This window comes from Streptococcus timonensis (assembly GCF_047463455.1).
GTDB lineage: Bacteria > Bacillota > Bacilli > Lactobacillales > Streptococcaceae > Streptococcus > Streptococcus timonensis_B.
The window spans coordinates 88,048-104,899 of sequence record NZ_JASHDV010000004.1; the positions used below are offsets into that span (position 1 = coordinate 88,048).

Here is a 16,852-nt window from a genome sequence, read left to right on the forward strand (position 1 = left end):
TTGTGATTCTTTACAAGAACCTATCGAGCTAAGGCTCATTAGCGAATATCCAGGTAATCCAAGACCAATTCGCAGAACATCATGTTGGCCCATGAGAACCATTCGCGTGAGTAGAGAGTTGGATCATCTACGTGAAAGCTTTCATGCATCACACCTGTTCCCCCATCACAGGCAACTAGTTGGTCTAGCAAGTATTTTTTCTCAGCTTTATCTGTAGATGTTAAGCCTTGAATTGATAGGGCAATGGGCCAGATATAACGATAGAAAGTATGAGAGCTTCCGAGACCGCTAGCGTATTTTCCTTGGTAGAAGTAAGGATTTTCCGGGCTGAGAATGGTGCGACGAGTTGCTTGATAGACTTCATCGTTCACATCGCAGTAACCAAGATATGGAGCAGCTAACAAACTTGGTACGTTAGGGTCATCCATGATGCTAGCATTTCCTAGACCGTCTACTTCAAAGGCATAGATCTTCTCGCCCTTGCTGTTAGTCGTGTAGGCGTAATTTTCGATCCCTTCTTGGATTTCAGCTTGCAGGCGTTTTGCATCTGCAATGATACTCTCACTATCAGCTAGATTCAATTCTGCAAAGATTTCTTGGACATAACCTAAGACAACGACTGCGAACATATTTGACGGAATCAAGTAGCTATACTGACAGCAGTCATCGCTTGGACGGAAAGCTGACCAGGTCATTCCTGTTACAGCAAAGTCAGGACCAAAGCCGTCATTTACCAAGGTATCTTCCTTACGATCGGTATCACGGACGAAACGGTATAGTGAGTTATTGTGATCTTGCTCAACCGTCCAAAGATGAAGGATTTCCTTGGTCGCCGTAACAAAAGTTTCATCAAACTGGCTAGTCTCACCAGTTTCTTTCCAAAGGAGGTAAGCCAACTGCAAGGGATAGCAAAGCGAATCTACTTCATACTTGCGCTCCCAAATCCAGCCATTGAGATCTGTATGGTCGGTCTCGTGGTGACCCTTCCAGTTCTCCTCAATATTGAAAGAGTTGGCATAGGGATCCTTGAGAATCAAAGTCATCTGGCGTTTAACCAAACCAGCAATGGTCTGGCGCAAACGAGGATCTCTTTTTGCCACATGGAGGTATGGTCTAAGCTGAGCAGTCGAGTCCCGAAGCCACATAGCTGGGATATCCCCAGTCAGCACAAAGGTCGAGCCATCTCCTAAGATTTCAACTGTATTGTCTAAAGTGTCTGTATAGCAACGCTCAAAGACATCTACCCATTCAGGATGATCTTTAGCACGCTCCGCTACCTCATCTAGCCACTCTCTGACAATTTCTTTTGAATAAACCATAAACTATTTTGCCTCTTTCAAACAAATTTTCATTTTCAGTATATAGCTTTTAGTCCAGAAAATATATACACAAATGTTAGTCATTATTCTACAAAATTGTTATATTTTGAAGTCATTTTCTAAAAGTATCCTTTTTCTGATATAATGTAGAAAACTACTGAAGGAAATCGCTATGAAACCGATACTTGAAACCATTGATACCCGCTTTGGCACCGCGAGCAAGCATGCCTTTTCTCGGGGAAATACCCTACCTTACACAGGTGTGCCTTTTGGGATGAATTACTTTGTTCCACAAACGAGTGACCAGGAAGGGTCTTGGTTTTTTGATCCCCATCTTCCTATCTTTCAGGGTATTCGACTAACCCATCAGCCTAGCCCTTGGATCGGCGACTATTCTTGGTTACTACTGACACCTGTTACAGGAGAAATCAGTGGCGACAACCTCTTCCATCGTCAGTCTTCTTATAACCTTGATCGTGCTATTTTCAATCCCCATTATCTCAGAATTTTTTCTGAGCGTTATCAGATTGAAACCCAGTTAAGTCCGACTTGCTATGGGGCTTCTATTCAACTAAGACAGATACAAGGCAAGAAGATCTCACTCTATCTGCATGCAGCTGATGACTTAACATTAGAGCAAGTGGATAATCGTACTATCGACATTCGACAAAGCGGATTAACCGAAACAAACAAAAGTCCCCTAGTCATGTTCACTGCCCTCGCATTTTCAGTAGAAATATTATCTATCAAACAAGAAGGACAAGACTGGCGTATTGACTTGACTGGAGCGGAAGCTCAGGTTCAACTGGCAACTTCTTTTATTTCCAAAGAACAAGCCCTCTTTAATCTTCCTAAACAAGATTTTGAAGAAACAAAAGCAGATGCCAAAGAAAGTTGGGAAGACCTTCTAGGCCGTTTTGATGTCGTAGAAACCGGCTCAGTAGACCGAACATTTTTTGACCATTGCCTCTACAGACTTTTCCTCTTCCCGCAAACCTTTTATGAGGTAAATGAGCAAGGCGAAAACATCCATATGGACCTCGCTTCAAGAACGATCAAGCCCGGTCTGCTCTTTACCAATAATGGTTTTTGGGATACCTTCCGTACTTCATTCCCACTCTTTGCCTTGATTATTCCAGATCGCTATCGCCAATTTCTGGAAGGCTTCCTCAATAGCTACCGCGACACGGGATATCTCCCTAAGTGGCTGGCGCCTGACGAACGAGGAATGATGCCTGGTACTTTGATTGATGGTCTTATTGCTGACAGTGCTTGTAAAGATATGGCTCCTGAGCTTGAAGAAGAATTTCTCAAAGCTATGCTTGAAACTGCGACTAAGGCTGATCCAAAAGCTATCAACGGACGCCACGGTCTGGCCCAATACCAAGAGCTAGGCTACCTATCCACAGATTATCATGAAAGTGTCAGCCATACCCTAGACTATGCTTATAGTGATTTTTGTATCTCTACTTGCGCAGCAAAATTAGGTCAAGAAGAGCTGGCTCAAATCTATGCTCAATATTCTAAGAATTATCAAAATCTATTTGACCCTGAAACAGGCTACATGAGGGCGCGTGATGTAGATGGCAACTTCCGTCCTGATTTTTCTCCTTATAGTTGGGGCCGTGATTACGCTGAGTGTTCAGCTATTCAGGCCAGTCTTGGTGTTTTACATGATATTTCTGGACTTAGCCAGCTAATGGGTGGGAAAGAAGCCTTTAGCAACTATCTTTTGAAAGCTTGTCAAAGTCTCCCACTCTTTGAAACGACGGGCTATGGTTATGAGATCCATGAGATGAGTGAAATGGCAACAGCACCATTTGGTCAACTAGCCATTTCCAACCAACCAAGTTTCCACATCCCTTATCTTTTCCGCTATAGTAATTATCCCCAATATACTAGTCTCTTAATCAAGACCCTCCGTCAAAAAGCCTTCCGAGCTGGCTGGGATGCTTATCCAGGAGATGAAGATAACGGTAGTTTATCGGCTTGGCATGTCTGGTCTGCTCTTGGACTTTACCCGACCTGCCCAGGAAAAGCAAACTATGACATTGGAATTCCACTCTTTGACCACCTTCGTGTCTATCTTGCAGAAAAAGATAAGAGGTTGGATATTCGTACTCAGCAAAATCATGAACACTTCCACTTTGTCCAAGACTGTCGATTGGACGGGAAAGAAAAAGAAAGCATCAGCCATCAGGAATTGCTGAATGCTCAAACCCTTGACTTTAATCTCAGTTGGTTACCAAACCATCAATAAACTAAGCCCCTTTGTGTCTGACAAAGGGGTCTTCTTATCCATATAAAGTTATCCACAGACTGTGAATAACCTTCAAGTTTTTTTCGGAAAAGATTTTCAAGTTTTTCCAAAATATCTTTCCAATCCAAGTTCATAGGATTTACAATAGAAAAAAGTCTATAAACCTTGTCCTAACAAGGTTTATAAAAGATTGATTTGTTTCCTATTCTATAAATTTCGTCTCTCTTTTTCCTATTAAAATTATAAAGAGACAGTTGTTGTTTTCACCTCGACTTATCCACAGGTTGTGGATAATCTTTTTCTAAACCAACAAGCCTTATTCCCTATCTGTTAGCTAGCTTTTACTTTTTTTATAGTAATTTTCAAATTTTGTTAGGCGCTTTCAAAAAAACATGATATACTAAAATTATCAGAAAAGGAGACATTATGAAAAAAGATCAACACCAACTTAATTGGCTGATGGTTTCTCTGATTGCTTTCAACATGGTTTGGGGACTCGGAAACGTCGTCAACAACTATTCTCAACAGGGGATTTCAGTAGTCGTATCTTGGGTTTTAATCCTCGCACTCTACTTTATCCCATATTCACTCATCGTCGGACAACTAGGTTCTACCTTCAAGGAAAGCGGAAGCGGTGTTAGTGAATGGGTTGAAAAAACATCAACCAAACGCCTCGCCTACTTCGCTGCTTGGACCTACTGGGTTGTTCACATTCCTTACCTCGCACAAAAGCCTCAAGGAATCCTTATTCCGCTTGGATGGGCCTTGCAGGGTAATGGACAATTTCTAAAACAAATTGACTTCCACTGGATTGTTATTCTCTGCTTGCTAATCTTTGGACTTTTCCTCTACCTTTCTACAAAGGGATTGGCAACTCTAAAAGTCATTGGTAGCTTGGCGGGAAGTGCTATGTTGGTTATGTCTCTACTCTTCGTGCTTTTGGCTGTCGGTCTGCCTTTCATTAAACCAGACATCCAGTTTGCGACACCACATATGGATCAACTGAGTACCTACATTCCAAATTTTGATTTTTCTTATTTTACAACGATCTCACTACTAGTCTTTGCAGTTGGTGGTTGTGAAAAAATTTCCCCTTATGTGAATCAAACTCGCAACCCTGCAAAAGAATTTCCAAAAGGTATGATTGTCATGGCAATCATGGTAGGTCTCTCTGCTATCCTTGGTTCAGTTGCCATGGGAATGCTATTTGATGGCAATAACATCCCCGAAGACCTCATGCGTAATGGTGCTTATCAAGCCTTCCAAATGTTAGGAAATTCTTGGGGAGTTGGAAACCTATTTGTTGTGATCTACGCTCTTACAAACATGGTCGGACAAATAGCAGCGCTTGCCTTCTCTATTGACGCACCATTGCAAATCCTTCTCAATAACGCTGATGAAAACTACATCCCAAGCTGGCTTCGTAAACGTACTGAAAAAGGTATCCTCATTAACGGTTACCTCCTTACAGGTGTCCTCGTTAGCCTTATCATCATCCTTCCAATTTTTGGTATTCAGGAAATTGACGGACTTGTAAAATGGATGACCAACCTCAATTCTATCGTGATGCCGATGCGTTATCTTTGGGTATTCCTTGCCTATATGATGCTCAACCGTGCTTGGAAAACATACAAAAATGCCGAATACAAGTTTGTGAACAATCCTAAGCTTGGCTTTGTGATCGGTACTTGGTGCTTCCTCTTCACTGCCTTTGCTTGTATCCTAGGTATGGTTCCAAAAATTAACTACGCTGAGAATCCAACGGCTTGGCAATTCTCTCTTATTACAAACATCTTGACTCCAATTATTCTGATTGGATTAGGTGTGATTCTACCAGTACTTGCCAAAAAAGAACAAAAGAAACAAATCAAATAAATCCTACTATTAGCTAGATAGTATCACTTTTGTCTTTTCCTGAAAGAAAAATCCCCTTTGAACCATAATGTTCAAGGGGATTCTTTTTGTCTAATAGTCTATTTTTTATTTGGCCTCATACCAAGTCACGCCTTCATTTTCATCAGCAATAAGAGGCACACTGAGTTGAATGGCTTCTTCCATGGTTTGTTTGACGATTTTTTTAATGGCAGCTAATTCTGACTTAGGCACCTCAAGTACAATTTCATCGTGTACTTGTAACAGCATCTTAGTCTGATAACCACCTGCTACCAAGGCTTTATCTAGCTGAATCATAGCGATTTTGAGAATATCTGCAGCCGAACCTTGAATAGGGGAGTTGATAGCTGTACGCTCTGCAAAACCACGAATGTTAAAGTTACGCGAATTGATATCTGGCAACTCACGACGACGTTTGAAGAGAGTCTCTACATAACCCTTATCACGCGCCTCACGAACGACTTCATCCATGTAGTTTTTGATTCCTGGGAAGCGTTCAAAATAGGTTTCAATGTAAGCCTTAGCCTCTTTACGGCTGATACCTAGGTTATTGGATAAACCAAAGTCTGAAATTCCGTAAACCACTCCAAAGTTGACGGCCTTGGCATTACGACGGTCGTTTGGAGTCACATCCTCAGGACGTTCAATTCCAAAGACACGCATGGCTGTCGAGGTATGGATATCAGCTCCCTCTTGGAAAGCCTTGATTAAATGCTCATCTTTAGAGATATGCGCCAAAACGCGCAATTCAATCTGTGAATAGTCAGAGCTGAGAAGGACACTATCCTCCCACTCTGGCACGAAAGCCTTACGAATGAGGCGACCTTGTTCCAAGCGCACAGGAATATTTTGCAAGTTTGGATCCACACTAGACAGACGCCCTGTCTGAGTTAAATCTTGGACATAGCGCGTGTGAATCTTGCCATCATGCAAAATCCAGTCCTGCAAACCAATCACATAAGTCGATTGAATCTTAGCAATCTGACGGTAATCAAGAATTTTCTTAACAATTGGGGCAATAGGGGCTAGACGTTCCAGGACATCTACCGCTGTCGAGTAACCGGTCTTGGTTTTCTTGGTGTATTCGAGAGGGAGACCTAGCTTTTCAAAAAGCAATTCACCAAGTTGTTTAGGCGAGTTGATATTAAATTCCTGACCAGCTAGTTCATAAATCTCTTGCGTCAGCTTTTCAATAACAAGCTCATTTTCAGCTTGCATCTCAAGCAAAGTTTCTTTTTTGACCTTGATCCCAGCGATTTCCATCTTAGCTAGAACAAGGGCCAGAGGTTGCTCCATCTCATAGAGGAGGTCTAATTGACCGTTTTCACTTAACTTGTCAAGTAAAACAGGTTCAGTTTCAACTAAAACAGCAACCTTACGAGCTAAGTGTTCCAAGAATTTCTCTCGCTCAGGGATAGCTTTCTTGACACCCTTGCCGTAGAAGGTTTCATCATCAGGTAAATATGTCTTACCGTATAGACTAGCAATGGTTGAAATTTCATTATTCTCTACTGTTGAGAGAAGATACTTAGCCAAACGGCTGTCAAAAGCAGGAGCCTGTAAATTCAAACCAAAGCGATTTAAGAGAACTTTAGCTTTCTTAAAGTCATACACTTTCAGAGATGTTTTTTCTAGAAAATCCTTAAGAATCGGATCCTGCAGAAGTTCCAGCTTATCTGTAGCATAGAGCTTGTCTCCGCATGACCAGGCCAAACCAACCAAGTCATCTGTATGGTAATTTTCACCAAAAAGTTCAAAGAGAAAGATAGAGTCGGCACTCAGCATATCTTGACTTACTTTATCCACCATAGTGAAATTCAAAGTCTCAGCTTGGTTAGTCTGAGAAGCATTCAAGGCTTGCTTGAGCTGCTTAAAGCCCATCTCATCGTAGAATTTCCCAAGGTTTTCCACATTTGGCCCACTATAGACCAAATCATCCAGACCTATCTCGATTGGCGCTTTCGTGTCGATGGTAGCTAGTGTTTTAGACAGAAAGGCTTGTTCCTTGTCATTGACAAGATTTTCCTTCATCTTTGAAGCCTTCATGCTGTCAATATTTTCATAAATACCTTCAAGCGAGCCATGTTCTAACAAGAGCTTGATCCCAGTCTTTTCACCAATCTTAGTTACACCAGGGATATTATCTGACTTATCTCCCATGAGGGCTTTAAGATCAATGAACTGAGCTGGTGTGATGCCCATCTTTTCCATGAGATATTCTGGTGTAAACGCCTCAAATTCAGCTACACCTTTCTTAGAAATCTCAACCACTGTATGTTCATCCGTCAACTGAATCAAGTCCTTGTCTCCACTGACGATAGTTACATCAAAAGAATCCTTTTCAGCCAAGCGTCCCAAGGTACCAATGATATCATCTGCTTCATACTGGGCCAACTCATAATGACGAATCCCAAGATGGTCTAGCAACTCACGAATAAAGGGAAATTGCTCACGAAACTCATCCGGAGTCTTAGCACGGCCACCCTTATAATCAGCATACATCTCTGTACGGAAAGTTGTCTTTCCTGCATCAAAAGCAACCAGGATATGACTCGGTTGGACACGTTCCAATAGGTGATTTAGCATCAGATGAAATCCATAGATTGCATTGGTATGTAGTCCATTGTCATTTTTAAAACGATCCAGTTGCTGATAAAGTGCAAAGAATGCTCGGAAAGCAACCGAAGAACCATCAATCAATAATAATTTTTTCTTGTCCATACACCCATTATATAGGAAAGCAGGGAAAAATACCATTGCTAAGAGTTAGATTAAAGGAGAAGGCTTATTGGGATGTTTTTTCAACTCGCGCACCATTGCTATCAACTTGGAATCCATCGATTGTCGTATCTACTGCCAATTCTCCAGATGCATTCACGTAATAATATTTCCCTGAAACCTGGAACCACTGATCTGTTTTCATAGCTCCTGAGCTTTCAAAATAATACCAAATGCCTTTGTCCTTCAACCAACCCGTCTGCATTTCTCCAGACGATTTCAGGTAATACCACTTGGAACCGTCTTTTAGCCAACCTGTTCTCATGGCACCACTTGTTTGGAAATAGTACCAACTGCCGTTTATCTTTTTCCAACCAAGACCGACTTTCCCATTTTCATAATAGTACCAAGTTGTCCCCTGTTTTTCCCATCCACTCTTAGAGGTGGCTATTTTAGTTAGCTGGACATATCTTCTACTACCAGTTCGGGATAGATAAGAAAGCCATTTATAGCCATCTTTTTCAAGAGTCTGATCGTAATGAACACTTTCTCCAGGGTAATAATAGTCAATAATCGCAGCCTGTTGTGATGGCTGGTTCATAATAGCAGCTTTTTCTGTAAACAAATGAGTCCCAGGAGTCCCAAGGGATGGAGTTACAGGTACAATAGGAGCTTTACTCGTAACTCCCAGATCCTTAAAGTGAATGAAGCCTGTCATAGAACTTGCTTTTATCGTTCGACGATTATACTTACCTGTATATCCATAGTTGTATTCTTCAATTTCAATCATATCACCAAAAACATTTGAAACCCATGCAACGTGGCCATAGTCTCCGCTTCCGTCCCAAGCAATTGAACCAATTGTCGGAGTCTTATCCACACGATAACCTTCTCGTTGAGCACGATAGCCCCACTCCCTAGCATTTCCGTATGCTGGAGGTAGCTCAAATCCATTGGCGTTACTTAAACGAAAAGCAGCGAAAGAAGTGCATTGTCTAGAGTATAGACGCCATTTGTCAATATCTTGGCTTCCATTTTTATAGTAATGAGGGTAATCATCCCCTCGTGCTCTAGAGGCTTGAGCCAATTGATCAGCCTGAACAGATCCAGCTCCAAATAAAAAAGCACCTGCCAGCAATAGGGAAGCTGTTCCTACAGTAGCTTTTTTTAGAGTAATAGCCTTTTTATTTCCTGCTTTAGTAAATGTCATTCATTCTCCTTTAGTGATATAAATTTTTGAGGTTATCCTCAAATAACTTATTCGGGAGAAAAAGAAAAAAGTGGGAAATTTCCCACTTTTAGATAATTATTCCTCGTCCAAGTATCGAATCAAATTCTTTTCAGTTAAGATATCTGAGTAAGTAAAGGATTCAACATAGACATTAGCTTGTTTATCTCCTTCAACATTACCAAACTCAACGATAAAGAGTGACGGATACACTTCTATCAATTTTCCTAACTTATTTTTTTGACGTTTACGACCATTTTCTAGGGTCATCTCAACGACTTGTCCTTCATGCGCCTTGATTTCTTCTTTGATTTTTTTCATCTTAGCTACATCTGTAAATGCATCTGTCATCTTTGTTCCTCTCTCTTTGAAATACTTGAAAATTTGTTATATTCTTTTTGGAAAATCAACTCAACTGTCCCACGAGCACCGCTACGGTTTTTCTCAATAATGACTTCTACCTTATTATTCGGAAGACCTTCCTCTTCTCCACCAGTTCTATCATAGTAGTCTTCACGGTAAAGAAAGGCTACAATATCCGCATCTTGCTCGATAGATCCCGATTCACGAATATCGGATAAAACTGGTCTTTTATCTTGGCGTTGCTCAACTCCACGAGATAACTGACTAAGGGCAATGACTGGAACTTTGAGTTCCTTTGCTAGAATCTTCAACTGACGAGAAATTTCAGAAACTTCTTGCTGTCGATTTTCTCGACCAGTTCCTGTGATTAGCTGTAGGTAGTCAATCAAAATTAAACCAAGATTACCTGTTTCCTGTGACAATTTTCTCGCACGAGAACGAATCTCTGTGATTCGAATCCCTGGTGTATCATCGATATAGATACTTGCTTTTGCAAGATTACCTTGAGCAATCGTATATTTGCGCCACTCTTCCTCAGTCAATTGCCCTGTACGGATAGAGTGAGACTCTACCAAACCTTCAGCAGCCAACATACGGTCGACTAAGCTCTCTGCCCCCATCTCTAGCGAGAAGATAGCAACTGTTTTATCTAACTTGGTTCCAATGTTTTGAGCAATATTTAAAGCAAAGGCCGTCTTACCAACAGCAGGACGAGCTGCTATAATAATCAACTCTTCCTCATGTAAACCTGTAGTCATATGATCCAAATCTTGATAACCAGTAGCAATTCCTGTAATATCAGATGTTTGTTGTGAGCGAGTTTCTAAATTTCCAAAGTTCAGGTTTAGAATATCACGAATATTTCTAAACCCACTACGATTGGCATTTTCGCTAACATCAATCAAGCCCTTTTCTGCCTGAGCAATAATTTCATCCACAGGACTAGACGCTTCATAAGCTTGATTAACAGAATCTGTCAATTTAGCTATCAAGCGACGAAGCATGGCTTTTTCTGCCACAATTTTTGCATAATACTCAGCATTGGCAGAGGTTGGAACAGAGTTGATGATTTCAACAAGGTAGGACAGGCCACCAATATTTTGTAAATCATTCTGATTATCTAAAATGGTACGAACAGTTGTTGCATCAATTGCTTCGCCACGATCAGACAGATCCACCATAGCCTGAAAAATCAAACGGTGAGCATACTTAAAGAAGTCCTGAGAATCAATATATTCTCGGACAAATACGAGCTTGCTTTCATCAATAAATATAGCTCCCAACACAGATTGTTCTGCCAAAATATCCTGGGGCTGAACTCGTAGTTCTGCTACTTCTGCCATCAGACTTTCCTTCCTCTTACAAAAACGTTACTCAAATCTAGCTTAACCTTCTCTTACACGAAGATTGATGACGCTAGTTACATCTTGATAAATCTTTACAGGTACATCAATCAAACCAACTGCTCGAATTGGCGCTTGCACTTGGATGTGACGTTTATCAATTTTAATTCCAAATTGTTTTTGGAGTTCTTCAGCAATTTTCTTATTGGTAATCGAACCAAAAGTACGTCCATCTGGACCTACCTTCTCTACAAACTCAACAATCGTTTCTTCAGCTTCAAGTTTTGCTTTGATTTCTTGTGCTTCAGCTAAAAGTTCAGCATGCGCTTTTTCTTCTGATTTCTGCTTACCACGCAACTCTCCAATAGCTTGAGCTGTTGCTTCTTTAGCAAGATTTTTCTTGATTAAGAAGTTTTGTGCATAACCTGTAGGAACTTCCTTAATTTCGCCTTTTTTTCCTTTACCTTTAACATCTGCTAAAAAGATTACCTTCATTCTTCTGTCTCCTTTTCTGTTATATCATTAAAGATTACTTTCTTTAATTTATCTCCGGCTTCCTGTAGGGTCATATCACTCAAACGCGCTGCTGCTAAATTAAAGTGACCACCACCGCCTAACTCTTCCATAATACGTTGAACGTTAATCTTACTGCGACTACGAGCAGAAATAGAAATATCTCCCTGGAGATTTCTTGCAACTACAAAACTAGCTTCTATACCTGACATAGCAAGCATGGCATCTGCCGCTTTACTAATGACAACCGTATCATATTCCTTATTCTCTATAGCTTGGGCTACCAGAATAGATGGTTGCACCATTTGGCCTTGTAAAATTAATTCATTTACTAAACGGTACTCTTCAAAATCAGTCGCTGATATATCTTGAATTACAACACTATCACTTCCACGTGTTCGTAAATAGCTAGCCACATCAAAAGTTCGACTAGTCACACGAGACGTGAAATTCTTAGTATCAAGCATCATACCACCCATCAGTAGGCTTGCTTGAATACGACTCAATCGAATCTTCTTAGAATTTTGGAACTGAATTAACTCAGTCACTAATTCACTTGCACTGCTAGCTCCGCTTTCAATATAGGTAATAGCTGCATTGTCAGGGAAGTCCTGATCTCGTCGATGATGGTCGATGACGATTGTTTGAGTAAACAAGTCATAGAAGTCTTTTGAGAGTGTCAAGGCTGTCTTAGAATGGTCAACCATAACTAATAATGAACGTGTCGTCACCATATCCATTGCTTCAGTTAGAGGTAGAAGTTTTGTAACACCCTCGTTTTCTAAAAATTCTATAGCTCTATGAATATCAGGAGACATTTGCTCAGCATCATAAACAACATAGGACTCGTCCATTACATTGCTAGAAAATAACTGCATACCGACAGCCGATCCTAGAGCATCCATGTCTAAGTTTTTATGCCCAACGATGAATACACTATCAACACTCTTCAGCTTCTCTGATATTGCAGTCATCATTGCTCTCGTACGAGTTCTTGTACGTTTAACAGACGCAACAGAGCCTCCACCAAAGTAGACTGGATTCTTAGTCTCATCATTTTCTCGTACGACAACCTGATCTCCGCCACGAACTTCAGCTAAGTTAAGGTTGGATAAAGCAACCTTACCAATGCTCTCGTGATCACCGTCTCCATATGAAAGTCCCATACTAATCGTTAAAGGTAGATTCCTTTGTTTAGCTTCCTCACGGAAGGTATCAATGACAGAGAACTTATCCTTCATCAAATTTTCAAGAACGATATAGTCTGTAAACAGGTAAAAGCGATCCATGCCAACGCGACGTGAAAACATCTTATGCTGTCTTGTAAATTCCTCGACAAAATTGGCAACAAAGCTATTGATCTGGCTGATATCAGATTCAGACGTTTCATTTTCTAAATCATCATAGTTATCAACTGAGATAACACCAATAACTGGACGACTAGTAGCCAGTTCAACTGTCGCTTCATACTCTCCTGACACATCAAAAAAGTATAAAACTCCAGAATTTCTGTCAAGATGAACAGCGTAACGCTTCTCTCCAATATTGGCATAAACACCAGGAGAGGATATAGACGCTTTTATGATTTCTTGAACTTGGGAAATATCAATCTCCCCATCTTCGGTTGTTAGAATTAGCTCGGCATAGGGATTAAACCATTCAATTTCAATACTATCCATATTGAGTTTGATTACTCCAACCGGCATCCGTTCTAATAGTGTACTTAGACTATCTTCAGCTTGGTGGTTTACATATTGAATTTGCTCAATTTCAGTTTTCTGATAGCATTTTCTCTGAAAATTAAATAACACTAAAAATGCTACAATAAAGAAAAATAGGCTTGCTATTGTGACAAAATCATCTTTCAAGAAAATAACCAATACAGACATGACTGTAAATGCCGTCATAGAAAATAGGTATATTAAAAAGGGATTTTTTTCATTTTTTTTCATTCGAAACCTCTTGCGCATTATTATACCATAAATAGAGGCAAAAAGCGAACTTAAGGAAGTTTATAGACATGCTAGACAAGTGTTGCATCAAGCTTTTAAAGAAAAAGGAGGGCGATTAAGTCGCCCTCCTATAGATATACTTCTATATTTGCCTTATGAATTTATTCTGTAAAATAGATTATTCGCCTACTGAGATTTCAACCTGTTTAAGACGTTCTTGTGCTTCTGCCACAATTGTTTCGATGATTTCTTTACATGGTTTAATTTCTTTTACCATACCTGCAATTTGTCCACTCATCATTGAACCATGCACAGTATCACCTTCGTAAACAGCTTTAGAAAGTGAACCGATAGTAATTTCCTCAAGCTCTTCACGGTTTGTACCTTTTTGTTCTAATTCGATGTAGTGGTCTGTCATTTCATTGCGAATACAACGAACAGGAGCTCCTGCAATACGTCCAGTAACAGCAGTTGCTGTATCATTTGCTGCAAGGACAGCTTCTTTATAAGCATCAGCAATTGGACATTCGTTTGAAGCCAAGAAGATAGTACCCATTTGTACACCTTGAGCTCCAAGTGTAAAGGCAGCAGCCAATCCACGACCATCAGCAATACCACCCGCAGCGATAACAGGAATATCAACAGCGTCTACAATTTGTGGAATCAAAGCCATAGTGTTGGTGTCACCAATGTGTCCTCCTGCTTCTGAACCTTCAGCAACAACTGCATCAACCCCAAGTTCTTGCATTTTTTGAGCATGTTTTACACTAGCAACCACAGGAATCACTTTAACGCCAGCTTCTTTCAAATATGGCATGATATGTTTTGGAGTTCCTGCACCAGTAGTAACAACTGGAACTTTTTCTTCGATAATAACTGTTACAATATCCTTGATGTTTTTCATCATTAACATGATGTTAACACCAAAAGGTTTGTCAGTTAATTTTCTCAATTCACGAATTTCTTCGCGAAGTTGTTCTCCTGTCATACCACCAGAGGCAATAATTCCTAGTCCTCCAGCTTCTGAAACAGCAGCAGCAAGTTGATAGTGAGAAATTTGAGCCATAGCTCCTTGGAAAATAGGGTATTTAATTTGCAAAAGTTTAGTAATAGACATATGTTTACTCCTTTATTTTCGGTTCAGTTTTGTTTGAAATTCAACAGGCTATTTTCCTGTATCTAACAAACAAGAGAATTTAGTCATTTGTCTCCTTATACGCAACTATTATAAAAAGTCCGGTCTACGATCTTGCTGTTCTGTAAATGGAATCACTGGTGGACGTGAGCGTAAAACATAGTTCACAAATTCTTTACCTTCTTTATCAAATTCTGCAACTGCAAAAAATTGATCATGATAGAAGAAGAATTTATAACCATTTTCAAAGGCTTGCTTAAGCCATTTTTCTTTTGCTGAAATAGATTTCATTGGATAATCATCTACAGCTGGGACCCATAGTGGATTTCGATGAGCGTGTGTTAGCATCAAATCCCCCATGTGAATCATTGTATCTTCACCTTGTTTAAGTAAAATAATACAGTGACCGTTACTATGTCCGCTTGTATGAATCATTTGAATTTCTGGAATAATCTCAACAGAATCAGAGAAAGTTGTAACTTGGTCCTGAATCGGTTCCCAATTCTCTTTCAGATAAGTTCCGCGAGTACGATTATTTGGATTTCTCATCTCGTACCATTCTATATCATTGACAATAATCTTTGCATTTGGAAACTTAGAAACAAGATTGCCCTCAGAATTAACGCGTGTCAAACCACCTGAATGGTCATGGTGCATATGTGTCATTAGTACATAATCAATCTTCTCTGGAGACAAGCCTAAAAGCTCTAAACTCTCTTCAATTTTACTTTCAGATAAAATTCCAAGATTGCGTCTTTGTTTCTCAGACAATTTTGCCGTATCGAAACTTGCATCCATCAGGTAATTCTTCCCTTGATATTGAATGAGGATTGGATCTGTCAACTCTGACATCATATTCGCTTCATTAGTTGGGTAGTAACGTGACCACACAACTTTTGGAACAGGACCAAATAATGTCCCTGCATCTGTTAATTTATCAGCTCCTCGTAGCCATGTCAATTTCATATCATGAAATTGATACTCTTGCAACTTGAGTCCTGTCATTTTATTACTCCTTTAGCCACTGGTGTGCTATTCTTTTTCGAATTGAGTCTCCAGATTTCCCGTAACTTTCAATAGTTTTAGCATCTTTTAAATAACGATCAATCGGGTTTTTATCCTGTGCTTGTAGCGGACCTATTAATCTGATAATCTCTTCAGAAATTTCAATAGCTACTTTTGTAGTAAATAATTTAATCTGTGAAACATACAAAGAATCATCTAACATTTGATTTTTATATGAATTGAAATACGCTTCTGCTGCACATAGTTTTGTATATAAATCAGCAAATTGATGTTGATAAATCGTCGCATCAATCAACCTCTTACCAAAACCACGTTTCACCTTTAGAAAAGATAAACCTTTTTCAAAAGCTCCTTCGGAAATTCCAATAGAAACTGCGCTTAAACCTAATTGAAGCTTTCGAACAAAGTCATTTAACTGTTCTTGACCAGCTAAAGTCATCCCTAATAAACTATCCTCTGATAATTCAATATTATCAAAAGTAACTGAACTGATTGGTAAACCTTTTAGTCCTTGTTTAGGGATATCTTCTCCAAAGTAAACACCTGGGGCCTTAGTGTCTACGATAAAAAATCCAAACGACGGTTTCTTTTCATCATTTTCTACTTTGGCAAATATAAAAAGTATATCCGTAAAACGGCAATTTGAAACAATCGATTTCTTACCTGAAAGACGCCATCCATTACTTGTTTTAGTCGCAGTTGTATTCACTAATTCTAGATTTTCGCCAAGATATCCCTCAGAAAAACCTAGACCAGCCAATATCTCTCCTTTAATTAATTTTTCAAGATATAGACTTTTTTGTTTGGGACTACCGTATCGATTAATAGGATAAATCCCATAGCAAGCCTGGGTTAATAAAACTGTCGAAAAAGCAGCAAATTCTTTTGAGATTAAACGAATAAAAGTCATGAATTCTTCACTTAAAATCGAATCTTCATCCCTTACGATGGATGAAAATATATCAAAAGATTCAATAAACTTATCGAACAATTCTCTTGGAAATTGATTTTTATCTGTTCTTTGCTCAAAATAGCTTGCAATTAGACTGCTTATCTCTGCATTATACCTTTTAGCAAGGTTATCATTGTAGACCATTACTCT

12 protein-coding genes are annotated in these 16,852 nt (G+C 39.6%); 2 read left to right on the top strand and 10 right to left on the bottom strand.

The window, feature by feature from the left end:
• Positions 1-38 precede the first annotated feature (38 nt).
• The gene (locus QM847_RS07315; protein ID WP_414354762.1) at positions 39-1,319 is read right to left on the bottom strand and encodes a glycoside hydrolase family 125 protein; all 1,281 of its coding nucleotides are present in this window, start codon (positions 1,317-1,319) and stop codon (positions 39-41) included.
• A gap of 172 nt (positions 1,320-1,491) precedes the next feature.
• On the opposite strand from QM847_RS07315, the gene QM847_RS07320 reads away from it, so the two are divergent.
• Positions 1,492-3,579 carry a GH92 family glycosyl hydrolase gene (locus tag QM847_RS07320; protein ID WP_414354763.1) on the top strand — a complete coding sequence of 696 codons (2,088 nt, stop codon included), beginning with the start codon at positions 1,492-1,494 and terminating at the stop codon, positions 3,577-3,579.
• Between the two features lie 426 nt (positions 3,580-4,005).
• Positions 4,006-5,454: an APC family permease gene (locus QM847_RS07325; protein ID WP_414354765.1), complete on the top strand. Its 1,449-nt coding sequence runs from the start codon at positions 4,006-4,008 to the stop codon at positions 5,452-5,454.
• Between the two features lie 105 nt (positions 5,455-5,559).
• Here QM847_RS07325 and polA read toward each other — a convergent pair whose 3' ends face one another.
• The 9 genes from polA to QM847_RS07370 all read right to left on the bottom strand — a co-directional run bounded on the left by polA (position 5,560) and on the right by QM847_RS07370 (position 16,846).
• On the bottom strand, positions 5,560-8,193 hold the full coding sequence (gene polA, locus QM847_RS07330; protein WP_414354767.1) for a DNA polymerase I: 2,634 nt from the start codon (positions 8,191-8,193) through the stop codon (positions 5,560-5,562).
• Between the two features lie 64 nt (positions 8,194-8,257).
• Positions 8,258-9,400, bottom strand: a complete 1,143-nt coding sequence (locus QM847_RS07335; protein ID WP_414354768.1) for an SH3 domain-containing protein — start codon at positions 9,398-9,400, stop codon at positions 8,258-8,260.
• A 96-nt stretch (positions 9,401-9,496) separates the two neighbouring features.
• Positions 9,497-9,769 carry a Veg family protein gene (locus tag QM847_RS07340; protein WP_075565140.1) on the bottom strand — a complete coding sequence of 91 codons (273 nt, stop codon included), beginning with the start codon at positions 9,767-9,769 and terminating at the stop codon, positions 9,497-9,499.
• Positions 9,766-11,124, bottom strand: coding sequence for a replicative DNA helicase (dnaB, locus tag QM847_RS07345; protein ID WP_269797861.1), 1,359 nt, complete (start codon positions 11,122-11,124; stop codon positions 9,766-9,768). The genes QM847_RS07340 and dnaB overlap by 4 nt, the downstream gene beginning before the upstream one ends.
• Positions 11,125-11,166: 42 nt before the next feature.
• Positions 11,167-11,619, bottom strand: coding sequence for a 50S ribosomal protein L9 (rplI, locus tag QM847_RS07350; protein WP_269797862.1), 453 nt, complete (start codon positions 11,617-11,619; stop codon positions 11,167-11,169).
• Positions 11,616-13,589, bottom strand: a complete 1,974-nt coding sequence (locus tag QM847_RS07355; protein ID WP_414354769.1) for a DHH family phosphoesterase — start codon at positions 13,587-13,589, stop codon at positions 11,616-11,618. The genes rplI and QM847_RS07355 overlap by 4 nt, the downstream gene beginning before the upstream one ends.
• Positions 13,590-13,767: 178 nt before the next feature.
• Positions 13,768-14,706, bottom strand: a complete 939-nt coding sequence (locus QM847_RS07360; RefSeq protein ID WP_269797864.1) for a DUF561 domain-containing protein — start codon at positions 14,704-14,706, stop codon at positions 13,768-13,770.
• Positions 14,707-14,814: 108 nt separating this feature from the next.
• Positions 14,815-15,729: an MBL fold metallo-hydrolase gene (locus QM847_RS07365; RefSeq protein ID WP_414354771.1), complete on the bottom strand. Its 915-nt coding sequence runs from the start codon at positions 15,727-15,729 to the stop codon at positions 14,815-14,817.
• 4 nt (positions 15,730-15,733) lie between these two features.
• Complete coding sequence (locus tag QM847_RS07370) at positions 15,734-16,846, bottom strand: acyl-CoA dehydrogenase (RefSeq protein WP_414354772.1); 1,113 nt, start codon at positions 16,844-16,846, stop codon at positions 15,734-15,736.
• Positions 16,847-16,852: the final 6 nt, after the last annotated feature.